Origin of the sequence: Acinetobacter sp. AL9 (genome assembly GCF_041464035.1) — a bacterium.
Lineage (GTDB): Bacteria > Pseudomonadota > Gammaproteobacteria > Pseudomonadales > Moraxellaceae > Acinetobacter > Acinetobacter towneri.
The window spans coordinates 12,850-34,186 of sequence record NZ_JAYFSK010000016.1; the positions used below are offsets into that span (position 1 = coordinate 12,850).

The 21,337-nt window shown below is 42.4% G+C and carries 21 protein-coding genes, 6 tRNA genes and 1 other RNA gene; 18 read left to right on the forward strand and 10 right to left on the reverse strand.

Annotation, left to right across the window (positions count from 1 at the left end; all coding sequences use genetic code 11):
* The first annotated feature begins 629 nt into the window (after nt 1–629).
* The 3 genes from gltA to ACEO2X_RS05735 all read left to right on the forward strand — a co-directional run bounded on the left by gltA (nt 630) and on the right by ACEO2X_RS05735 (nt 4,592).
* Entirely contained in the window at nt 630–1,904 is a 1,275-nt protein-coding gene (gene gltA / locus ACEO2X_RS05725) for a citrate synthase (protein WP_371971203.1), read from the forward strand.
* A 192-nt stretch (nt 1,905–2,096) separates the two neighbouring features.
* On the forward strand, nt 2,097–2,612 hold the full coding sequence (locus ACEO2X_RS05730) for a hypothetical protein (protein WP_371971205.1): 516 nt from the start codon (nt 2,097–2,099) through the stop codon (nt 2,610–2,612).
* A gap of 354 nt (nt 2,613–2,966) precedes the next feature.
* A complete protein-coding gene (locus tag ACEO2X_RS05735) occupies nt 2,967–4,592 on the forward strand; it encodes an NAD+ synthase (protein ID WP_004972204.1) in 1,626 nt (541 codons plus the stop codon).
* Between the two features lie 143 nt (nt 4,593–4,735).
* Here the strand turns inward: ACEO2X_RS05735 and ACEO2X_RS05740 are convergent.
* Nucleotides 4,736–4,812, reverse strand: a tRNA-Met gene (locus tag ACEO2X_RS05740).
* A gap of 193 nt (nt 4,813–5,005) precedes the next feature.
* Here ACEO2X_RS05740 and ACEO2X_RS05745 point away from each other — a divergent pair.
* The gene (locus ACEO2X_RS05745; protein ID WP_371971207.1) at nt 5,006–5,419 is read left to right on the forward strand and encodes a hypothetical protein; all 414 of its coding nucleotides are present in this window, start codon (nt 5,006–5,008) and stop codon (nt 5,417–5,419) included.
* A 38-nt stretch (nt 5,420–5,457) separates the two neighbouring features.
* Here the strand turns inward: ACEO2X_RS05745 and ACEO2X_RS05750 are convergent.
* The 4 genes from ACEO2X_RS05750 to coaD form a co-directional block, all read right to left on the reverse strand.
* A tRNA-Met gene (locus ACEO2X_RS05750) sits at nt 5,458–5,534 on the reverse strand.
* Between the two features lie 73 nt (nt 5,535–5,607).
* Nucleotides 5,608–5,985: RNase P RNA component class A (gene rnpB, locus ACEO2X_RS05755), an RNA gene on the reverse strand.
* A 27-nt stretch (nt 5,986–6,012) separates the two neighbouring features.
* Nucleotides 6,013–6,276, reverse strand: a complete 264-nt coding sequence (locus tag ACEO2X_RS05760; protein ID WP_371971209.1) for a YfhL family 4Fe-4S dicluster ferredoxin — start codon at nt 6,274–6,276, stop codon at nt 6,013–6,015.
* A gap of 1 nt (nt 6,277) precedes the next feature.
* Nucleotides 6,278–6,769, reverse strand: a complete 492-nt coding sequence (gene coaD / locus ACEO2X_RS05765; protein WP_004972207.1) for a pantetheine-phosphate adenylyltransferase — start codon at nt 6,767–6,769, stop codon at nt 6,278–6,280.
* A gap of 179 nt (nt 6,770–6,948) precedes the next feature.
* Here coaD and smpB point away from each other — a divergent pair, with 179 nt between their 5' ends.
* Entirely contained in the window at nt 6,949–7,425 is a 477-nt protein-coding gene (gene smpB, locus ACEO2X_RS05770; protein ID WP_004972209.1) for an SsrA-binding protein SmpB, read from the forward strand.
* A gap of 78 nt (nt 7,426–7,503) precedes the next feature.
* Here smpB and ACEO2X_RS05775 read toward each other — a convergent pair whose 3' ends face one another.
* The 3 genes from ACEO2X_RS05775 to rluD all read right to left on the reverse strand — a co-directional run bounded on the left by ACEO2X_RS05775 (nt 7,504) and on the right by rluD (nt 9,980).
* The gene (locus tag ACEO2X_RS05775; protein WP_004972210.1) at nt 7,504–8,073 is read right to left on the reverse strand and encodes a flavodoxin family protein; all 570 of its coding nucleotides are present in this window, start codon (nt 8,071–8,073) and stop codon (nt 7,504–7,506) included.
* 39 nt (nt 8,074–8,112) lie between these two features.
* Entirely contained in the window at nt 8,113–8,856 is a 744-nt protein-coding gene (pgeF, locus tag ACEO2X_RS05780) for a peptidoglycan editing factor PgeF (RefSeq protein ID WP_167845845.1), read from the reverse strand.
* Nucleotides 8,857–8,927: 71 nt separating this feature from the next.
* The gene (gene rluD / locus ACEO2X_RS05785; RefSeq protein ID WP_004972212.1) at nt 8,928–9,980 is read right to left on the reverse strand and encodes a 23S rRNA pseudouridine(1911/1915/1917) synthase RluD; all 1,053 of its coding nucleotides are present in this window, start codon (nt 9,978–9,980) and stop codon (nt 8,928–8,930) included.
* A gap of 71 nt (nt 9,981–10,051) precedes the next feature.
* Between rluD and ACEO2X_RS05790 the strand changes: the two genes are divergently transcribed.
* On the forward strand, nt 10,052–11,032 hold the full coding sequence (locus tag ACEO2X_RS05790; RefSeq protein WP_180061196.1) for an outer membrane protein assembly factor BamD: 981 nt from the start codon (nt 10,052–10,054) through the stop codon (nt 11,030–11,032).
* Nucleotides 11,033–11,231: 199 nt separating this feature from the next.
* Complete coding sequence (locus tag ACEO2X_RS05795) at nt 11,232–13,187, forward strand: DNA primase (RefSeq protein WP_026438292.1); 1,956 nt, start codon at nt 11,232–11,234, stop codon at nt 13,185–13,187.
* A gap of 68 nt (nt 13,188–13,255) precedes the next feature.
* Here ACEO2X_RS05795 and hemA read toward each other — a convergent pair whose 3' ends face one another.
* Nucleotides 13,256–14,530, reverse strand: coding sequence for a glutamyl-tRNA reductase (hemA, locus tag ACEO2X_RS05800; RefSeq protein WP_004972216.1), 1,275 nt, complete (start codon nt 14,528–14,530; stop codon nt 13,256–13,258).
* A gap of 78 nt (nt 14,531–14,608) precedes the next feature.
* Between hemA and ACEO2X_RS05805 the strand changes: the two genes are divergently transcribed.
* The 11 genes from ACEO2X_RS05805 (at nt 14,609) to panD (ending at nt 20,708) form a co-directional block, all read left to right on the forward strand.
* A complete protein-coding gene (locus tag ACEO2X_RS05805; protein ID WP_180168176.1) occupies nt 14,609–16,324 on the forward strand; it encodes a tetratricopeptide repeat protein in 1,716 nt (571 codons plus the stop codon).
* A 3-nt stretch (nt 16,325–16,327) separates the two neighbouring features.
* On the forward strand, nt 16,328–16,906 hold the full coding sequence (gene lolB / locus ACEO2X_RS05810) for a lipoprotein insertase outer membrane protein LolB (protein ID WP_004972223.1): 579 nt from the start codon (nt 16,328–16,330) through the stop codon (nt 16,904–16,906).
* Nucleotides 16,907–16,925: 19 nt separating this feature from the next.
* On the forward strand, nt 16,926–17,756 hold the full coding sequence (gene ispE / locus ACEO2X_RS05815) for a 4-(cytidine 5'-diphospho)-2-C-methyl-D-erythritol kinase (protein WP_104853142.1): 831 nt from the start codon (nt 16,926–16,928) through the stop codon (nt 17,754–17,756).
* Nucleotides 17,755–17,829, forward strand: a tRNA-Gln gene (locus tag ACEO2X_RS05820). Before ispE ends, ACEO2X_RS05820 begins: the two co-directional genes overlap by 2 nt.
* Nucleotides 17,830–17,856: 27 nt before the next feature.
* Nucleotides 17,857–17,931, forward strand: a tRNA-Gln gene (locus ACEO2X_RS05825).
* Between the two features lie 19 nt (nt 17,932–17,950).
* Nucleotides 17,951–18,025 (forward strand) — tRNA-Gln (locus tag ACEO2X_RS05830).
* Nucleotides 18,026–18,118: 93 nt separating this feature from the next.
* Nucleotides 18,119–18,193: transfer RNA gene (locus tag ACEO2X_RS05835), tRNA-Gln, on the forward strand.
* 36 nt (nt 18,194–18,229) lie between these two features.
* Nucleotides 18,230–19,183, forward strand: coding sequence for a ribose-phosphate pyrophosphokinase (locus tag ACEO2X_RS05840; RefSeq protein WP_004972226.1), 954 nt, complete (start codon nt 18,230–18,232; stop codon nt 19,181–19,183).
* Between the two features lie 101 nt (nt 19,184–19,284).
* Nucleotides 19,285–19,581, forward strand: a complete 297-nt coding sequence (gene rplY / locus ACEO2X_RS05845; RefSeq protein WP_168418024.1) for a 50S ribosomal protein L25 — start codon at nt 19,285–19,287, stop codon at nt 19,579–19,581.
* 18 nt (nt 19,582–19,599) lie between these two features.
* Nucleotides 19,600–20,181 carry an aminoacyl-tRNA hydrolase gene (gene pth / locus ACEO2X_RS05850; protein ID WP_178318531.1) on the forward strand — a complete coding sequence of 194 codons (582 nt, stop codon included), beginning with the start codon at nt 19,600–19,602 and terminating at the stop codon, nt 20,179–20,181.
* 146 nt (nt 20,182–20,327) lie between these two features.
* Nucleotides 20,328–20,708 (forward strand): aspartate 1-decarboxylase, encoded by a 381-nt coding sequence (panD, locus tag ACEO2X_RS05855; RefSeq protein ID WP_004972232.1) that lies wholly within the window; start codon nt 20,328–20,330, stop codon nt 20,706–20,708.
* 95 nt (nt 20,709–20,803) lie between these two features.
* Here the strand turns inward: panD and ACEO2X_RS05860 are convergent, their stop codons facing one another.
* A complete protein-coding gene (locus ACEO2X_RS05860) occupies nt 20,804–21,289 on the reverse strand; it encodes a DUF1289 domain-containing protein (protein ID WP_180005774.1) in 486 nt (161 codons plus the stop codon).
* Between the last annotated feature and the right edge of the window lie 48 nt (nt 21,290–21,337).

Here is a 21,337-nt window from a genome sequence, read left to right on the forward strand (position 1 = left end):
CTTATATTTACTTTAAACACCACACCTAAATAAATATTAAAAATGATAATCATCATGCGAATGAATGACTTATCCAGTATTTTTTGTATCTGTATGGATAAATAACCGCGCTTTATTCACAAAGATTTCATCATTTCCCACTCAAAATATGATGGGTTATGACTATTTTCAGGAGTTTAATCAGTCATTTTTTGATCAATCAATATCGAATTTAAATACCAGACTTACTGCCTATTACAAATAATCTGACCACCCTACCGTGTATGTAAAAACGTGTAAGTTATGAGAATTAGATAAATTTAAGTATTGGACTGAATCCTGCTAAAGAAATAGCACACCAAAACCAGCATTTAAAATTGCTTACAATTAATCCGTATTGATGATTTTTTTCTGCACATCCGACAAATTTTGACTTATGATACGGCGGCTGTGCTGTGATTTTATTGATTTTTTTACTGGAATTTTTTCGACTTTTTCTATAAATAGTCGTCTACTTAATCCATAAGTATAATTGACAAAATTTCAGTACTCTCTAATCTTAGAGCAAATTTTTAATCCGTCTGACTTGCGCATTAAAAGATTGATACTTCGAGTCAGATCAACATTCACCAGGACAGGAGATCTATTGAATGTCTGAAGCAACTGGCAAAAAAGCCGTATTACAGCTTGATGGAAAAGAAATTGAATTACCAATTTACAGCGGCACATTAGGCCCAGATGTAATTGACGTTAAGGATGTGTTGGCGGCAGGTCACTTTACTTTTGATCCTGGTTTTATGGCAACAGCGTCTTGCGAGTCTAAAATCACATTTATTGATGGTAACAAAGGTATTCTTTTACACCGTGGTTACCCAATTGACCAATTGGCAACTAAAGCTGACTACTTAGAAACTTGCTACTTATTATTAAATGGCGAGCTTCCAACTGCAGAACAAAAAGCTGATTTTGACGCAAAAGTTCGCAACCACACTATGGTTCACGACCAAGTTAAGCGTTTCTATAACGGTTTCCGTCGTGATGCTCACCCTATGGCAATCATGGTTGGTGTTGTTGGTGCGTTATCTGCGTTCTATCACAACAATTTGGACATCGAAGATGTTAACCACCGTGAAATCACAGCGATTCGTTTAATCGCGAAGATTCCTACTTTAGCGGCTTGGAGCTACAAGTACACAGTTGGTCAACCATTCGTTTACCCACGTAACGACTTAAGCTACGCAGAAAACTTCTTGTACATGATGTTTGCTACACCAGCAGACCGTGACTACAAAGTTAACCCTGTTCATGCACGCGCTATGGATCGTATTTTCACGCTTCACGCTGACCACGAACAAAACGCGTCTACTTCAACTGTACGTTTAGCCGGTTCTACTGGCGCTAACCCATACGCATGTATCTCTGCAGGTATTTCTGCACTTTGGGGTCCTGCTCACGGTGGTGCGAACGAAGCTGTTCTTAAGATGCTTGACGAAATCGGCTCTGTAGAAAACGTTGCAGACTTCATGGAAAAAGTGAAGACTAAAGAAGTGAAGCTTATGGGCTTCGGTCACCGCGTTTATAAAAACCATGACCCACGTGCGACTGTAATGAAGCAAACTTGTGACGAAGTACTTAACGACTTAGGTATCAACGATCCACAACTCGCTCTTGCAATGGAACTTGAGCGTATTGCGTTATCTGATGAATACTTCATCAAGCGTAACTTATACCCTAACGTAGACTTCTACTCAGGTATCATCCTTAAAGCGATTGGTATCCCAACAGAAATGTTTACTGTAATTTTCGCACTTGCACGTACAGTTGGTTGGATCAGCCACTGGTTAGAAATGCACAGCGGTCCTTACAAAATCGGTCGTCCACGTCAGCTTTACACAGGTTACACTCAACGCGACATCAACCGTTAATTCGGTTCGCGTTGTACCTTGTAAAACGAGTACGACTCAAAAAACCACCTTCGGGTGGTTTTTTTTATTTTTGAATATTTATCCACACTAGAATACAAAGCCTTGGTAGTTTGACTTAGACAACATAATTAAATTGGGTCACAACCCATTTTACGCTATATTTTTAATGTCAGCCTTTCATGATCAATTTACATGCTGCAACTGCATTTCTTATTTTTAAGTCTGCTCATGCGTTTTTTAAAACTTGCGCAGTTTAAATATCGCTACTTAACACCTGCAGAAATACAGCTCTGCCAGTCTGTGTTCGGCCATTTAATTGACTACAGCAAAGTCAGAGTCATGAATCACCCCTATTTACCTTGGCAACCACAACATATATTTATGGCACCCTGTGGTGATATTCATGTGCGCAATTTGCATTACCGTTCAGACTACACTCAAGCACATTTAGGCTATCAAGCCATTTTTATTCACGAAATGGCGCATGTCTTGCAATATCAACAGAAAATCAATGTCTTGCTACATGGCGCACTCTTACAAACGGCATATTATTTAAGCTTTAAACAGTACAATCCATATCGCTATCAATTGATTACAAACAAGCCTTTTTTTGCCTATAACATTGAACAACAAGGCGACATCGCTAAAGATATTTTCCTGAAAAAAATTGACAATATTATTCTGAATCCACCAAAACCAATTGCTTAACTGAATATTCTTTAACTTGAGCGATCCGACTTAAAACCACAGACAAGCCCAATCTTAAAATATAATAATTTCAAATAAATAGCATAAAAATTCTGTCATATTTCAGTGATATTCTGCAGCATACAAGAATAAAGTGTATTCGATGCTAGCATCTATTCTAAATTACGATAAAATAGCAAAAGTCTCTATTTTTGCACCGCAAAATAAGATCTTTATCTGTTAGATAATAAATGGTTTTTATTTGTGCCTTTCGGCAGTCGTTTAATCCACAATACACTACGCTGAAATTTTTATAACAATAATCATCAGCCACTTACGTGTATTCTACACCTATAGGAATAGGACTTAATTTAAATGAAATCTTTTAAAATTGCCCTTGCACAGTTCTCTCCACACATTGGCAATCTCGAAGCAAACGCGCAAAAAATGCTTGAACAAGCAAATGAAGCGAAAAAACAACATGCAGATTTGATTATTTTTCCTGAACTTTCAATTTTGGGCTACCCTGCAGAAGATTTATTACTGCGCCCAAGCTTGAATCAACGCACACAACAAGCATTTGAACAATTACGTGAAATTAAAGATATTGTTTTAGTTTTCGGCTTTGTCAATGAAACTGAAGATGGTCAGCGCTTTAACTCGGCTGCCGTCATGAAAGATGGCAACATCTTAGGTATTTACAACAAGCAAAATTTACCAAATTATGCTGTATTTGATGAAAAACGCTATTTTGATGAAGGTCATCAACACTTAGTTTTTGAATACCTTGGTCATAAATTTGGCGTTTTGATTTGCGAAGATTTATGGTCTTTGCCAACCGTGCAGCAATTGGCACAGTTGAATGTAGAAACTGCATTGGTCTTGAACGCATCGCCTTATGAAGTGGGTAAACCGCAGCATCGTGTACAGACCATGACCGAACTGGCAAAACAATTACATCTCAATGTGGTGTATGTAAACCAAGTTGGCGGTCAAGATGATTTAATCTTCGATGGTACGAGCTTTGTGATTAACCAAGCAGGCAATGTTGCATTACAAGCCCCAACCTACCAAGAAGGTTTATTCTACGCAGAATATGACGCTGCACAGAAGCACTTTAAAACTGCCGAAATTAGCCCAGCTTTAGACACCCTTGCAGAAATCTATCAAGGTTTAGTGCTCGCAACCCGTGACTACGTGCAACGCTCTGGCTTCCCTGGTGTAATTCTTGGCTTGTCGGGCGGAATTGATTCAGCGCTCACTCTTGCTATTGCGGTTGATGCAATTGGTGCAGATAAGGTACAAGCGGTAATGATGCCGTACACTTATACCGCGCAAATTAGTGTGGAAGATGCTGCAGAGCAAGCCAAAACTTTAGGCGTGACTTTTGGTATTGCCGAAATTCATCCGATCGTAAATAGCTTTATGCAAACGCTGTATCCTTTCTTTGGTAACAGCCCTAGCGATACCACAGAAGAAAATCTACAAGCCCGTGCCCGCGGCACAATCTTAATGGGTCTGTCGAATAAGTTTGGTAACCTCGTGCTTTCTACAGGTAACAAATCTGAGTTAGCAGTTGGCTATTGCACGCTTTATGGCGATATGGTCGGTGGTTATGCGGTACTCAAAGATGTGTACAAAACCATTGTGTTTGAACTGGCTAAATACCGTAACAGTATTGCCGATACTCCTGTGATTCCTGAGCGTGTGATCACGCGCCCACCTTCAGCAGAATTACGTCCTGACCAAAAAGACCAAGATTCTTTACCACCATACGAAGTGCTCGATGCGATTTTGTATGCGTATATTGAAGAAGATCAGAGCCAAGAAGACATCATTAGCAAAGGCTTTGAACGCGCGATGGTCGAGAAAGTCATTCAATTGGTTGATCGCAACGAGTACAAGCGTCGCCAAGGTGCATTAGGACCACGTATTAGTTCACGCGCTTTTGGTCGTGAACGTCGCTATCCGCTCGTCAATGGTTGGAAAGCAGGGATTTAACGCTAAAGCATTGCTTAAACAAAGATATAAAAAACCAAGCTACGGCTTGGTTTTTTTGTACCTGCCATTAAACCAATGCTGCAAAAAGTAGCCTAAAATTTTGACATAAAAAAAGACCAAGCTGAGAGCTTAGTCTATAAAAATGGTGGCTATGACGGGACTTGAACCTGTGACCCCCGCATTATGAGTGCGGTGCTCTAACCAACTGAGCTACATAGCCATAAACTGTGTGCGCATTATCTAAACTTAGCCCTGCATCGTCAAGTATTTTAATTTACAAACGCTCACAGTTTAAGCAAAAACAGTGCAATTTGTTTAATTTTAATCAAATTACTATTTTCTTACGGAGATTCTTAAATATTTGCAGCAAAATCTATATCAAGTCACACAGAAAAAAGAGAATAAATTCAACCATGATCTTGAAGTCTATAATACTGAGTAGCCTTGTTGTTGGCTTAAGTTCCTGCGCTTTGGTTTCACCTATTTTTGTAGATTACAACGGTGTACGGCGTGATGTTGCGCAATTTATTAATTCTAAAATGAGTTATAGCATCGCAGACCGACGTGTCTTGGTTGCTTATGCCAAAGGGCAGCAAAAGATTTTAACGGCACATCAACTCAATGCTGCAGCGCAGCAACAACTGGCTTATGAGCGTGCTGTAGGGCGTTATTGTGCATCACAACACATTTCGCTAAAAAAATTAAATCAGGTCGATGCCAAAATTTTTGCTCACTTTGATCAACAAGCCAATTGGCAACAGATTCAAAACCTACAAATGCAGATTCAACTAGATACAGCTCAAATAGATTGCACAAATAAATTTTAAACAAAAAAAGACCACGTTAGTGAACGTGGTCTGAAAAATGGTGGCTATGACGGGACTTGAACCTGTGACCCCCGCATTATGAGTGCGGTGCTCTAACCAACTGAGCTACATAGCCAAAAACTGTGCGCGCATTATCTGCTGTAATCTAGGCAACGTCAAGCCTTATCACGCATCAATTGCTTAAAATTTGGTGAAGTGAACCGATAAGCCGGGTTCTGTCGAGAACGATCATTCCTCTAGGCGTACAATCACTCATACGCTCAAGCGACCTACCCGAATCCAGTACGGGCCGTACCTCAGGATTCCTATTTGGTCTTGCTTCTGGTGGGGTTTACCATGCCATGAACTGTTACCAGCCATGCGGTGCGCTCTTACCGCACCCTTTCACCCTTACCTTCAATTTCTTCCGAAAAAGAAACCATACGAAGGCGGTCTACTCTCTGCTGCACTTTCCGTCGGCTCACGCCGCCCAGGCGTTACCTGGCACCCTGCCCTATGAAGCCCGGACTTTCCTCCCCTGTTTCAGTCACGGAGACCTCCACAGCAGCGATCGTCTGGTTCACTTCGAAGGCGCATCTTAGCAAAATTATAAGTTAATTGCTTGCGCTTTTTTGAGCAATCAGGTTTTTATATTTTTCCAGCAATTGTTCCTGTGTTTCTACATGCTCTGGATCGAGCGGAATACAATCGACTGGGCAAAATAACTGACACTGCGGCTGCTCGTGATGTCCTACACATTCAGTACATAATGCTGGATTAATCTCATAAATCAGCTCACCCATATAAATTGCCTCATTTGGGCATACAGGTTCACAGACATCACAGTTAATACATTCATCGGTAATATATAAAGACACGCTACCAACCTTGTCGTAATTTACGCTCAAAGGCTTCGACCACAACAGGTGCAACAAATTTAGTCACATCACCTTTTAAGCGTGCAATTTCACGAACTAATGTAGAAGAAATAAATGAATATTGCTCTGAAGGAGTCAGAAATACCGCTTCATATTTCGCATCTAATTGACGGTTCATATTTGCCAACTGAAATTCGTATTCAAAATCTGAAACAGCACGCAAACCACGCAAAACTGCAGTCGCATTTTGCTCACGGAAAAAATTAACCAATAAACCATCAAATCCGACAAATTCAACATTAGGCAAATGCTTTAAAGATGCCTGTGCCAATTCCACACGTTCTTCCAAAGTAAAAATTGGATTTTTATGATGTCCAATGGCAATTGCGACCACGACTTCATCAAACATTTTTGCAGCACGTGTCACCAAGTCAATATGACCATTAGTAATCGGGTCAAAGGTGCCCGGATAAATTACGCGAGTTTTAGACATCCATTATGCTCTAGTTGGTTTTGTCAAAGTTAGTTTAACAAATACAAAAAATTTTAGTGAACTAAAGTCTACCAAATTATGAAATATCAAAGCAGTTTAGCCAACAGTTGTGATGATTTTGATTTGTCAGCAAGCCTTGGTTTGAGGCACAATAGTCATAAGTTTGGAAGTAATTGAATATGGCGAAGCTAACTGTAGTTAAAAAAAATACGGGCGGAACAATTGCACAGAATAAACGTGCACGCCACGATTATTTTATTGAAGAAAAATTTGAAGCAGGACTTTCTTTGCAAGGTTGGGAAGTCAAATCTTTGCGTGCAGGACGTATGACTATTACCGAAAGTTATATCCTGTTTCGTGACAATGAAGCCTTTTTATTTGGTGCACAAATTCAACCACTCTTGTCGGCTTCAACGCATGTAGTGCCTGAAGCGACCCGTACCCGCAAACTCTTACTTTCACGACGTGAAATTGAAAAGTTGATGGGTGCAGTCAATCAAAAAGGTTATTCTTGCGTACCTTTAGCATGTTATTGGAAAGGCCCTTTAGCGAAGCTTGAAATTGCTTTGGTGAAAGGTAAACAATTGCACGATAAACGCGCTTCTGAAAAAGACCGCGATTGGCAGCGTGATAAAGCACGTTTGATGCACAAATAATTTTGCACATTCCGCCCATAAAAAATGCTCGAGATCAACATCGAGCATTTTTTATGGAAGTTGTAAAACTAAAAATGCTTAGTCTTTAAGTTTTAATTCCACCAAATATTTACCAAATTTGACTGCAGTTTCCAAATCACCTTCGGGTGGCGTAACTTCAACACTGGCATTATCAGACTGCGTCATTAAACCCAAAAAGCTCGACATGCGGTTAATATCGTGTGGACTACGCCCTGTCGGCATAAACGGTAAACCTGACCACAACATGCCATGCTGCATCGCAAATAAATTAATTTGTTGCAGCACCGCCAGTTTATCGCCACTTAAACCACCGCCATTGGTAAAACCTGCCGCCAGTTTGCCCTGCCAAGTTCTGGCCAACCAACGCTTAGACGATTGCTCCATAAACTGTTTTAAAGCCGAAGTAATGCTGCCCATATAAGTTGGACAGCCCATAATGATAATATCGGCTTGATCTAGGCTATCCCATTCAATTTCAGCCACATCCATCAAAGTCACCTGAGCATCCATTTGCGCAGCACCTTGTGCAATATGCTGTGCCACCTTAGCAGTATGACCATAAGGACTGTGATAAACCACCGCCACACGAATAGCAGCGCAAGAAGATGTTGAATGAGTCACTGACATGAGAATGTTTAAAACTAAATAATTAAGTCAAGTTTAACACTAAGCCTGCATAAACACGAATGTTGCCATACGTCCTGTACGTGCTTGACGGCGGTAAGAATAGTAATCATCGGCTTGTTGATACGAGCACTGATCACCGCCCAAGACCGTTGTAACACCATGCTGCTGCAAAATAAAACGCGCGATCGCATACAAGTCAGCAAGATATTTACCTTGCTGCTGCCCTGCAATAAAAGCCGTGTCTAATTCAGGATATTTATCGCAAAATGCCTGTTTCACCTCAGCCCCAACTTCAAAACACGGCTGACTAATAGCCGCACCCAACCACGCCCATGTTGGAGCACTTTGCATTTCGACGATGGTGTTTTCGATAATACCGTTGGCAAGACCACGCCAGCCTGCATGCAGATTCGCAACCTCAGTGCCTTCGGCATTGCCCAAAACCACAGGTAAACAGTCTGCGGTCATCATCATTAAAGCATGCGCTTTACGCTGAGTGACCAAACCATCGCCTTCTAAAGCTTCACAAGTGATTTGCTCATTAATGGTCTGACACAACACGCTATGTGTTTGCGTCATCCACGTCATTTTATCGACCCCATATTCAGCAAACTCTGCCAGTAAACTCATACGATGCTGCTGCACACGCCATGCATCATCCTGCACATGCAGCGCCAGATTAAAACCAGATACATCGGCACAGTCTGTCGCTAAAGCTTGCACATGTTGTATGCGGGTTTGCCCAACATACACACCTGCAGGTAATCCTTGAACAAATTGCATAAATCTATCCTTAGTCGTTTTCTGGCATTGCCGTATCTGAGTTGATCTTGTTAATGCTGTCTATGCAACAATTAATAGGCAGCATTTTCACTGCGTAACACGTCTACCAATTGTTTAAAGTCTTCAGGCCACGGCGCTTCAAACATCATTTCTTCTTGAGTACGTGGATGCACCAAACCGAGTTTGACGGCATGTAAGGCCTGACGTTTAAAGTTACGCAAGGTATCGTTTAATAATGCCGATGCGCCTGCTGGCACACGTACACGTGGCGTATAAACAGGATCGCCAACCAAACCATAACCAATATAACTTAGATGCACACGAATTTGATGAGTACGTCCAGTTTCCAAACGCGCCTGAACACGAGTGAAATGCTGAAAGCGTTCTTTAACATTGTAATGTGTGACGGCGTCTTTGCCGCCCGGCAAAACAGCCATTTTCACTCGATCTACAGGATGGCGTTTAATCGGCTCATCGACAGTGCCTCCCGCAATCATGTTGCCGTACACCACCAAGTCGTATAAACGATAAACTGACTTTTTCGCCAGTTGCTTGGTCAAGGCAAACTGTGCTTCCAGATTTTTGGCAACCACCAGCAAACCCGAAGTATCTTTATCAATACGATGCACCAAACCTGCACGAGTTAACTCTGCCGATTTTGGATAATGATGCAGCAAGGCATTTACCAGAGTTCCAGAGCTATTTCCCGCCCCCGGATGCACCACCATGCCCACAGGTTTATTAATCACCATGATGTCATCATCTTCATAAATAATATCCAGTGGAATATCTTCAGGCAGGCTGCGGGTTTGCGCTTCAAGCTCGACTTCTAGGGTAAGAAGCTCATCACCTTCACACTTATATTTAGGTTTGACCGTGTTACCATTTACCAACAAATGACCGTCTTTGAGCCACTGTTTTAGCTTTTCACGTGAAAATTCACTCCAAATGATGGCTGCAACTTGGTCGATGCGTAGTCCTAAGTGGCTGTCATCCAATTGAAATTGCAACGATAAACGTGTTGCAGTTGAGTCTGAAGTATGGTTATCTGCATCCTCAGCATCTTCAAGTAAATTGAACTCAGTTTCAGGTAAATTGGAATGGGTAGATTGTGCTTGACTCATTTGCTCATTCAGACAAAAGTGGTTTAATAGCGCAATTGTAGCTCATTGCCCGTATTAACAGAGGAATTTTTATGTCGCTACCACGTTATAAAATAACAATGCTTGCTCTTTCACTCGGCGTTGCGTCTGCAATTGTGGGCTGTAGCAGCAATCCAAAAAAAGAAGTGGTCGATACTGGTCCGCAATCTAGCGAACAAGTTTATATTGAAAAAGCAGAAAAAGCACTGGATCGTGGTCAATACACCGATGCCGTTAAGCATCTTGAAGCTTTAGAAACCTATTACCCAACGGGTGATTATGCGCAGCAGGCGCAGCTTGAATTGTTGTATGCAAAATTCCAGCAAAAAGATTATGAAGGCGCAATTGCTGTTGCAGATCGTTTTATCCGCATGAACCCGCAGCATCCTAAAGCCGATTATGCCTACTATGTACGTGGCGTAGCGAATATGGAACAAAACTATGATGGTTTGTTGCGTTATACCTCGCTCAAGCAAGCGCACCGTGATGTCAGCTATTTAAAACTAGCGTATCAAAACTTTGTCGATTTTATCCGTCGCTATCCATCGAGCACTTATGCGGTAGATGCTGCACAGCGTATGCAGTTTATTGGTCAGGAACTGGCAGAAGCCGAAATGAATGCAGCACGTTATAACATTAAACGTAAAGCATGGGTGGCTGCAGTAGAGCGTTCATTGTGGGTAGTTGAGCATTATCCGCAAACTCCACAAATTCCAGAAGCATTGGCAACGGTGGCTTATGGTTATGGCAAACTGGGCGATCAAGCCACAGCTCAGCAATATATTGATGTGTTGAAACTGAACTATCCAAATTTGGTTAAAGCAGATGGTAGCGTGAATTTACGTGCTGCCCGTCATGACGCAAGCTGGATTAACCGTGCAACTTTGGGTATTTTCGGACGTGAAGCGCAAAGCAGCACTGAAACACAACAGTCAGATACTAAAGCACAAGCAGAGCCATCACGCAGCCTCACCAACCGTTTGAGTTTTGGCTTGCTCGATCGTCCAAAATCTCAAAACGACAGCACTGAATAAAACCATTCCGACTGATTTTTCAGTTTTGAAAAATGCAAAGGGCAAGTTATGATACTTGCCCTTTGTTCTTTTATGGGCTTGTTTCCTGTCCTAGAAAAAGATACAAAAGAGAATACTCATTGAGTCAATCAGCACAGTCTGATGTATTCAACCTGTTCGGCGAACCTTTCACTACCAAGAGATAAACAGACAAAACCGTATGGCCATTCCACAGCACACGATTGATCAAATTTTAGATCGCACTGATATTGTCGATCTGATTAGCCAGCGCGTGAAATTAAAAAAAACTGGTCGTACCTATTCGGGCTGCTGCCCGTTCCATCAGGAAAAAACCCCGTCTTTTCACGTTTACCGTGACAAGCAGTATTATCATTGCTTTGGCTGTCAGGCAAATGGTAACGCCATCCGTTTTTTAATGGATATTGATAACCGCAATTTTGTAGATGTCATGAAAGACTTGGCCAGTCAAACAGGCATCGAACTCCCAAAAGATCAGCACGACAATAAAAAACTCTCTTATAAACGTGAAGCCAAAAAGCCAACATCGATAGCTCAACCCAAGCCAACAGCAAAAGACCAGAATGAAACTTCTGCAGTTCAAACCACATCAAGCGAACATGCTTTTGATGCTACAGGCATCGACTTTGATCCTTTTGCCGAGTTTCAAAGTACTGAATACGCAAACTCGGAATTTCAAAACAATGCCGACCCGTTTGCAGGTTTTGAGCAATGGGACACCATGCAGGACACACCTGCACAAGAAGGCAACTTATACGACTTGCTAGAAAATATAGCGCAATATTATGAGCAGCAATTGCCGCACAGCCCTGCCGCGCAACAGTATTTTCAAAAACGTGGTTTAACCGCACAAACCTTGCAGTTTTGGCGCTTGGGTTACGCACCCGAAGATTGGCAGCATTTAGAAAAAGCCTTTCCGCAAGACATTGCAGGTTTAAAACTGCTAGGCTTAATTCGTACCAGTGACAAGGGACGTGACTTCGATTTATTACGTGATCGGGTGATTTTTCCAATCCGTGACAGCAAAGGACGTGTGGTCGGCTTTGGTGGTCGCGCACTTAATGATGAAATCAAACCCAAATACATCAACTCGCCCGATTCGGAAGTGTTTCATAAAAACCAATTGCTCTATGGTTTATATGAAGGACGCAAACAAAAAGCCCAAGATTATTTAATGGTCGAAGGCTATATGGATGTGATTGCCTTGCAGCAATACGGCATTCATGGTGCTGTAGCGACACTCGGTACAGCCAGTAATACCGATCATTTAAACATTCTATTCCGCCAAAACAACCGCATTACCATCGCGTTTGATGGCGATGCCGCAGGTCAAAAAGCCGCACGTCGTACACTGGAAATTGCACTGCCTTTGCTCAATGATGGACGTGAACTGAAGTTCTTTGTTTTACCCAATGAGCACGACCCTGACTCACTTATTCGTCGTGAAGGCATCGAAAATTTCCGACGTTTATTAGATCAAGCACCTTTGCTATCAGATTTTGTCTTTGCGCATCTCACCCAAAACCATAATATCAGTACCCCTGAAGGCAAAAGTCAGGTCATGGGTGAACTGCGGCAGTTGACCGAACTTTTGCCCAAAACGGGTTCTTATCGCTATTTGCTGCAACAGTTTTTCCGTGAAAAGTTAGGCTTTAACCGTAAATGGCAGGCACAGACCAATAACGATGCATCTTTAAGTTTTAGCACCAAAGTCGATGCCGAAGAATATGTGATTGCGATTCTAATCAATCACCCGTATTTGTATATTCACTTTGAACCGTTACGTGCGCTGATTCCAAATGATCATCTGCTACACCAAATCTTAAATATTTTAAATACTATTTTTGATGATCTACCCGATGATCCTGAACAAGCCAAATATTATATTTTGGGTGCATGCTCAGCGTATCACTATGAATTACAGCGCATTTTACAACAAGCCAATGTCAGTGATTACACGACTTCTCCTGAACACGTCGATAAATTGGCGCAGGATTTTTCGACCAAATTGCAATACGACTGTTTACAGCAAAAAATTCGCTCCAAAAAATTCAGCAGTATTGAAGAAATGAAGCGATTGAAACATCAAATTTATGAAATTGATAAAAAAAGATCGCTGACCTTGTTAGAGGAATAAGCGATCTGGTCTGATTAGATTAAGTTTGTATCGTCAAAAATCTTTTTTGTAAATCACGTTAATCTTACTTATTTGCGACGACGTTTGGCAGTCGCTGCTAAATTTTCCTGCATAAACTCAAAACATTCAGGCTCATCACCTTTGGCTGCTTCACGCAATAAAATAGAAGTTGGATGCAGCAGTTTTTGGGTTAAACGATAGGAAAATTCTTGCATAACTTGTGCAGCATCTTCACCTTTGGCAATACGCGCCATCGCCAAATTTAATTCTTCCTGACGCAAGCTTTCGCCATGTTCACGGTAAGCATGAATGGTCGCACCTGCTTGCTGAACTTTTTGATGGGTCACCAACTCAGTCACAAGCTGATTGACCATTAGCTCTGCTTCCACAGCCGCCTGACGACGCTGCGCCAAGTTTTCATCAATCACGCTTTGCAGGTCATCGACCCCGTACAAATACACGCCATCCAAATTTTCAATTTTAGGATCAATATCACGTGGTACGGCCAAATCGACCAACAACATTTGCTGATAGCGACGTTTCTTTAACGCTGCTTTCACTTCAGGATAAGCAATCACCTGATGCAAACTACCCGTACAGCTTGAAATTACATCAGCGCGGTGTAAATTGGCTGCTAACTGATCAAATTCAATAATTTCAACTTCAACCCGATGCGCAATTTCTTGTGCCAAAGTTTCGGCGCGGGCGCGGGTACGGTTACAAATTAAAATTTTAGCGACGCCCATCTCGGCCAAATGCTTCGCCACAAGGCTATTCATTTCGCCTGCAGCCACCACCATCACTGTTAGTTTTTCAGGATGGCTAAATACTTGTAACGCCAGTTGCGCTACCGCATAACCCATAGACACGGCATGGCTGCCTACGGCAGTTTCTGAACGTACCCGTTTGGCAGCATAAAACGCATATTCAAAAATTCGGTTGAGTTGTTGCGAAACCGTATGTGAGTCTTTGGCTAAAGACAGCGCAGTTTTGACCTGACCTAAAATTTGCGGCTCACCCAACATGAGTGAATCTAGCCCACTGGCTACGCGCATTAAATGCGACACCGCCTGTGCATTTTCATAACGATAAACATGACGACTCAATTGCTTCGCATCAATACCATTGACGTGTGCAAGCCAATCCAACACCTGTTCTGGATGTTCAGACATGGCGTAGACTTCGGTACGGTTGCAGGTAGACACCACCACCAAATCATTCAGTTCGGGATGTTGGCTTTGCTCAGCAAGTAAGGCACTTAACTTTTCTGGGTTAAATGCAATTTGCTCGCGCAATTCTACAGAGGCGGTTTGATGGTTGACACCCAATGCAAAGAAAGACATATCAGATCATCATTTCGCTAAATTTATGCTATTGTGCAATAACGGTGTCATAAAAAGCATTACTTGGATCAAGAAAAATTGCGTCAAACAAATAGCCGACCATACGGCGCGACAATTAAGCAATATTCTACCACATTCTTACTGGTCGGTAGCATGGCTTCAGTTGCTCATCTTAGAGCATCTGAAGAAATTTATCATGCAAATTCAAATTATAATGCGGTAAAACAAACCATGGTGGCAGAATTTGCCTTGGCTTATGGTGATATTCCAACTGCATTACACAACTACACGGTCTTGGCAATTAAGAACAATTCGACTTCCATTAAACAACGCGCCCTGAATATTGCCATTGAACAAAATGACCTACGTGCCGCATTAGATATTGCAACACATTGGGTGGTACAAGAACCATCCGATGTCCCTGCACTGTTTTATTTGGCGCACATTGCACTCAAAGCGCATGAATATGACTTGGCTGCAGAAACCTTAGATAAAATTCTAAATATTGATGCCACGGCTGACTTAGAACAAATTTTGGCGGGAATTTCCCCTGAATCTGTAGAAGACCGTGAATTTCTGATTCAAGCCCTGCGCACCAGCAAAGCCAAAGACAATCCATCTATTTTGGTATTGATTGCAGGTTTAAAAGCGCAAAATGGACAATATCAAGCCGCGCTCGATACCATTAACCGAGCGCTGCGTAAACGCCCGAAAGTCACTGGCTATATTTTAATGAAAGCCAATTTGTTGAGCGTACTTGGCAATGAAGAAGAAACGGCAGCTTGGTATGCTAAATCTAGCCGTAAGCACAACAATAACTTTGAAGTCCGTTTAGCCGAAGCCAAATATCTGGTCAAAAAAAATGAAGCCACTTTGGCGCTAACAAAGCTAGAAGCTATTTTAAAAAAATGGCCTACGGAAGATGAAGCCTTATTTATTGCAGGTTTGACCAGTATTGACTTAAAACAATACGAAAAAGCCGAAAAGTATTTGGTAGAGCTACGCTATTCGGCACAATATCAAAACGAAGCCTATTTTTATTTAGCGGTCAATGCCGAACGTAAACAGCACTTTGAAACAGCCAAAGCCTATTATCGTTTGGTGGATGGTAGCCTCTATACGGTTTCACGTCGCAACATGATCAGTATTTTTGCCCAGCAAGATAAACTGAACGATGCCCTGCGCTTTTTAACGCAGGAACGGGTCAACTATCCGCAGCATGCCAGTTTTTTATATCAGGCACAGGCCGATATTTTAAAACGCATGGACAATAAAAAAGCAGCTCTGCGTTTGTTAGATGAAGCCATCAAAAACCTGCCCGATGATCCTGACCTGATCTATTCAGAAGTCTTACTGCTCGATGCACATCAGGAAAAAGACAAACTGGATCAACTGCTCACCAAGTTACTGGAAATTGAGCCGAACAGCCCAACCTATTTAAATGCCTACGCCTATACCCTTGCACTGCAAAATCGCCGTTTGGATGAAGCACGTCGCTATGTAGAACAAGCACTTGAGTTTGCACCTGAACAGGCCTCTATTTTAGATACTTTAGGTTATGTCAGCTATTTGCAAAATGACTACACCGCTTCGGCACAAGCTTTAGAAAAAGCTTACGCCCTGAGTCATAGTGCTGCGATTGGCTCACGTTATGCAAAATCGTTGTATATGCAAGGCGATATTCAAAAATTCAGCCAAGTGTTACAACAATTACAACAAAATCATCCGAATGATCCGCAATTGCAACAATTAAATTCGCTATTGTTACCGCAGCCAGTTAAAAGAGTTAAATGATTCATGCGTTTATTTTCAAAATTAGGATTAACCCTTTTTGCCACCAGTAGCCTTGTACTGACAGGTTGTCAGCCTTTCGTACAAAAACCAGCCAACATTTCACAGCAAGTTGAAGCCGAAAATCAATTTAACCTACAAGGCAAAATTGGTGTGCGCACTCCGCAGCAATCTGGCAGTGCCTTTTTTACTTGGGTACAGCAGCAACAGCAGTTTGATATTGAACTGAGCGGCATTTTGGGCGTTGGTAAAACGCAAATTAGCGGACAACCAGGACAAGTCACCCTCAACAGTGCCAAAACAGGGATAATTTATGCCGAAAGTCCTGAAGAACTGTTAGAACAAGCCACAGGTTGGCAAGCGCCCATCACCCACTTGGTCGATTGGGTACAAGCCCGACCTGCAACGGTCAATGCCCAAATTCAAAAAGACCCCCAACAGCGCCCAACTCAATTTATTGAAGATGGCTGGACAGTCGATTTAAGCTATAACGACAGTGCCAGTTTGCCAAACCGTCTGATTTTGAAACAAGCACTTGAATCAGGGCAAGAAAACCGTATTACAATGCTCATCCAAAATCGTTAATCACTTGCCAAGTTTCGCCATGATTCGTGTACCCTCACCTGCCAAATTAAATCTGTTTTTGCACATTACTGGGCGTCGTGACAACGGCTACCATGAATTGCAGACGATTTTTCAACTGATTGATTTATACGACTGGTTAGAATTTGAAGTCAATGCTACGCAGACTGTTCAAATTCAGGGCTTAAATAGTGTCGATTTAGAGCAAAACCTGATTTACAAAGCCACGCAAATTTTAAAACCTTACGCGAAACAAGCCACAGGTTTAAATATTTCAATTGAGAAGTACATCCCTATGGGTGCAGGGCTTGGCGGAGGTTCATCCAATGCCGCAACCACCTTAATTGTAGTCAATCAACTTTGGCAATGTGGCTTGGATACTCAAAAACTAGCTGAACTTGGTTTACAGCTCGGAGCAGATGTACCTATCTTTGTGCATGGTCGTAATGCATGGGCAGAAGGCATTGGTGAACAGTTAACATTCATAGACTTAGCCCCAAAACAATATATTGTGTTAAAACCTGACTGTTTTATCAGCACTCAACTACTTTTTTCACAAAAAACATTGACAAGAAACACGAAGCCCACTAAATTCTGCGGCTATCAGATAAAGCCATCTGACTTTGGAAATAATTTTGAGCCTGTGGCACGAAATTTATACCCCGAAGTTGATGAAGCAATGCGTTATTTAGACCAATTTGGTCAAGCAAAGCTTACAGGTACAGGTGCTTGTGTCTTTACTGAAGTGACTGCAGAAATGAATGTAGACGACATTTTGGCACACTCACCATGTACTGCGTACGTTGTGAACAGCTTAGATGAATCTCCATTACGACATTTCACAGTACAATAGGGGTATCGCCAAGTGGTAAGGCACCGGTTTTTGATATCGGCATCCGTTGGTTCGAATCCAGCTACCCCTGCCATCTCTTTCACCTGTAGATTACTGTATTAGGGGTATCGCCAAGTGGTAAGGCACCGGTTTTTGATATCGGCATCCGTTGGTTCGAATCCAGCTACCCCTGCCATCTTACAGTGATCAAATCTAGGGGTATCGCCAAGTGGTAAGGCACCGGTTTTTGATATCGGCATCCGTTGGTTCGAATCCAGCTACCCCTGCCATTTTCTCGCATTAGACAGAACCCCCAATATTACCGCTATCCTGTTAATTTACCTTGACAGAACGCAGTAAAAATATTAAAGTTCTGCCGCATTAGGGGTATCGCCAAGTGGTAAGGCACCGGTTTTTGATATCGGCATCCGTTGGTTCGAATCCAGCTACCCCTGCCATCTATTCCTACATACACCAACCGCCAAGGGTGCTTCATGCCCAATCTTGTCGTTTTTAGTGGAACCGCGCATCCACAATTCGCTCAAAAAGTCGTAAGCCACTTGCACATTCCTTTAGGTGCTGCATCAGTTTCTACCTTCTCTGATGGTGAGATTGCTGTAGAGATTACCGAGAATGTCCGTGGTAAAGACGTATTTATCGTACAACCTACTTGTGCGCCAACCAATGACAACCTCATGGAAATCTTGGTGATGGCTGACGCGTTGCGTCGTGCAAGTGCAGGTCGTATTACTGCCGTTATTCCTTACTTCGGTTATGCCCGCCAAGACCGTCGTCCTCGTTCTACACGTGTTCCAATTACCGCTAAAGTGGTTGCAGATATGCTCACCACTGTAGGGATTGACCGTGTAGTGATGATTGACTTGCACGCAGACCAAATTCAAGGTTTCTTCGACATCCCTGTAGACAACATTTATGGTACGCCTGCGCTATTGGCTGACCTGCGTCAACAGTCACACGACAATCTCATGGTAGTTTCACCAGACGTTGGTGGTGTGGTTCGTGCGCGCGCTGTTGCAAAACAAATGGGTGATATCGATCTTGCAATTATCGATAAACGTCGTCAAAAAGCGAATGAATCACAAGTGATGCATTTGATTGGTGATGTAAAAGATCGTGACTGTGTCATTGTAGATGACATGGTGGATACTGCAGGTACATTATGCAAAGCTGCCGATGCACTTAAAACTTTTGGTGCTCGCCGCGTTGTTGCTTATGCTACCCACCCTGTACTTTCAGGCAAAGCGATTGAAAACCTGAAAAATTCTGTAATTGATGAATTGGTTGTAACTGACACCATTCCTCTTTCAGAAGAAGCGCAAGCACTTGGCAAAATCCGTCAAGTGTCTGTTGCGAGCATGGTTGCAGAAACAATTCGTCGTATTAACAACGAAGAATCTATTAGCGCAATGTTCGATTCTTATCTATAATAGAGCGCTGAATTTTCAAAGCCCTGCCAATTGGCAGGGTTTTCTATCACTAGATTGGTCGCAGATCTAGTTTATTTAAACTCAAAATAAGGATGTCTATCATGGCAAACTTCGTATTAAACGCTCAAGCGCGTGAAGCAGCTAACCAAGGGAAAGGTGCGAGCCGCCGCCTTCGTCACGCTGCATTAGTTCCAGCTATCATTTATGGTGGCGACGCTGAGCCAGTAGCTGTTACTTTAGAACTTCGTGAGCTTGTAAAAGCTTTAGAAAGCAATGCTTTCTTTGAAGAAGTTGTAGAAATCAAAGTAGGCGACAAAGTTGAAAGCGTTAAAATCCAAGCTTTACAACGTCACCCTGCTAAAAACACACCTATGCACGCTGACTTCAAACGCGCATAAGTGTTTACGGTGTAATTAGTGGCTAATATTTCACTGATTGTTGGTTTGGGCAACCCTGGTAAAGAGTATGCCCAAACCCGCCATAATGCAGGTTTCTGGTTTGTAGAACAGCTTGCAGATCAATATGGCATTACATTAAAAGCCGATCCTAAATTTCACGGGATCAGCGGACGTGGTAATATCGAAGGTCAAGACGTTCGTCTGTTATTACCCACAACCTTTATGAATCGTTCTGGTCAAAGTGTTGTTCCCTTCGCCAAATTCTATCAAATTGCACCTGAAGCAATGCTGATTGCTCATGATGAACTGGATATGAACCCAGGGATTATTCGCCTAAAAACGGGTGGTGGTCATGGTGGACATAATGGTTTACGTGACATCGTGCCGCACACAGGTCCAAACTTCCATCGTTTACGCATTGGTATTGGGCATCCAGGTTCAAAAGAACGCGTGTCTGGTCATGTACTGAGCAAAGCACCAAGTAGCGAGCAAACTTTAATGGATGATGCACTTGCACATGCATTAGGTCGTATCAAGTTACTGGTCAATGGCGAAGTACAACAAGCCATGAATCAAATCAATGCCTATAAACCGAACTGATGAATCCACAATTGTTGAACAATCACACTTGCCATGTCGCAATTTTCAGAGCAAAATGCGCTTTCTGCTCGGAACTGACATCCAGCAAGCAGTGTTTGAATTCAACCATAAGATAAAATCTTAGGTCCACTAAGGAGACGCTCACCATGCTATCTCGTTTATTAAAATGCAAAATCCACCGTGCTTTTGTAACTCATGCAGAACTTCACTACGAAGGTTCATGTGCAATTGACGGAACACTCATGGATTTGGCTGGCATTCGTGAATATGAAGAAATCCACGTATGGAACGTGACCAATGGTAAGCGCTTCACAACTTATGCAATTCGTGGTGAAGACAACTCAGGCATCATTTCAGTCAATGGTGGTGCTGCACACCAAGCCGATGTAGGCGATATTATTATTATTGCAACCTTTGGTGACTTCACTGAAGCAGAAGCCAATGCACACGAACCACGTTTGGTCTATGCAAACCCAGACAATACCGTGAGCCACACTGCAAACTGTATTCCTGTACAAGTGGCTTAAGCCATTCCTGTACAAAATAAAAAAACTCGCAAATTTTGCGAGTTTTTTATGGCTCAATAAAAGTCTTTCTAGCCTTTAATCGCAAGAATTACAAATTAATCATCTTGCAAGCTATGCAATAAGCTATGGCTAATACCATCAGCCCTTAAAAATGCAAAATCATAACTTGCGGTTGCAAGCGCCAACACGCGACGTTCAAACTCCTGCCACAAAGGTCGCACTTCTTTGTAGTGAATGCCCAAGCCGCTTTCATCGGTAAAATGTCGATTTTTTTCACAAATTTTCAGTGCATGGTACAGCTTACGCCCTTTTGAAGCATCATCTCGTAAACGCACACGCTTAGAGCGGATAAACCCCTCAACATGACGCAGGTCGGCAAACGGCAACATAGGCACTAAAATCTGATCGAGCTGTGCATCTAAACGACGCCAAACGGCAGTGTGTTGTTCAGGCGTATAGCTGTTCCATCGAATCACTTCATGGTTAAAGCGACGGCAACCTCGACAGACAGCATCACCAAACACCGTAGAACAACGACCTGCACACGGGGTTAAAGTGGCAATTTGACGATCCTTACTCAACACAACACTCCAATATTTAACAACACCTGTTGGCGCATCAACATGAAC

Coding starts and splice junctions, on each gene's coding strand:
- hemA (WP_004972216.1), bottom strand. CDS start 14,530: ATGTCTTTCTTTGCATTGGGTGTCAACCATCAAACCGCCTCTGTAGAA.
- smpB (WP_004972209.1), top strand. CDS start 6,949: ATGGCGAAGCTAACTGTAGTTAAAAAAAATACGGGCGGAACAATTGCA.
- panD (WP_004972232.1), top strand. CDS start 20,328: ATGCTATCTCGTTTATTAAAATGCAAAATCCACCGTGCTTTTGTAACT.
- pgeF (WP_167845845.1), bottom strand. CDS start 8,856: ATGCAATTTGTTCAAGGATTACCTGCAGGTGTGTATGTTGGGCAAACC.
- lolB (WP_004972223.1), top strand. CDS start 16,328: ATGCGTTTATTTTCAAAATTAGGATTAACCCTTTTTGCCACCAGTAGC.
- ACEO2X_RS05745 (WP_371971207.1), top strand. CDS start 5,006: ATGATCTTGAAGTCTATAATACTGAGTAGCCTTGTTGTTGGCTTAAGT.
- ACEO2X_RS05775 (WP_004972210.1), bottom strand. CDS start 8,073: ATGTCAGTGACTCATTCAACATCTTCTTGCGCTGCTATTCGTGTGGCG.
- ispE (WP_104853142.1), top strand. CDS start 16,926: ATGATTCGTGTACCCTCACCTGCCAAATTAAATCTGTTTTTGCACATT.
- coaD (WP_004972207.1), bottom strand. CDS start 6,769: ATGTCTAAAACTCGCGTAATTTATCCGGGCACCTTTGACCCGATTACT.
- ACEO2X_RS05790 (WP_180061196.1), top strand. CDS start 10,052: ATGTCGCTACCACGTTATAAAATAACAATGCTTGCTCTTTCACTCGGC.
- ACEO2X_RS05840 (WP_004972226.1), top strand. CDS start 18,230: ATGCCCAATCTTGTCGTTTTTAGTGGAACCGCGCATCCACAATTCGCT.
- ACEO2X_RS05730 (WP_371971205.1), top strand. CDS start 2,097: ATGCTGCAACTGCATTTCTTATTTTTAAGTCTGCTCATGCGTTTTTTA.
- ACEO2X_RS05735 (WP_004972204.1), top strand. CDS start 2,967: ATGAAATCTTTTAAAATTGCCCTTGCACAGTTCTCTCCACACATTGGC.
- rplY (WP_168418024.1), top strand. CDS start 19,285: ATGGCAAACTTCGTATTAAACGCTCAAGCGCGTGAAGCAGCTAACCAA.
- rluD (WP_004972212.1), bottom strand. CDS start 9,980: ATGAGTCAAGCACAATCTACCCATTCCAATTTACCTGAAACTGAGTTC.
- gltA (WP_371971203.1), top strand. CDS start 630: ATGTCTGAAGCAACTGGCAAAAAAGCCGTATTACAGCTTGATGGAAAA.
- ACEO2X_RS05795 (WP_026438292.1), top strand. CDS start 11,232: ATGGCCATTCCACAGCACACGATTGATCAAATTTTAGATCGCACTGAT.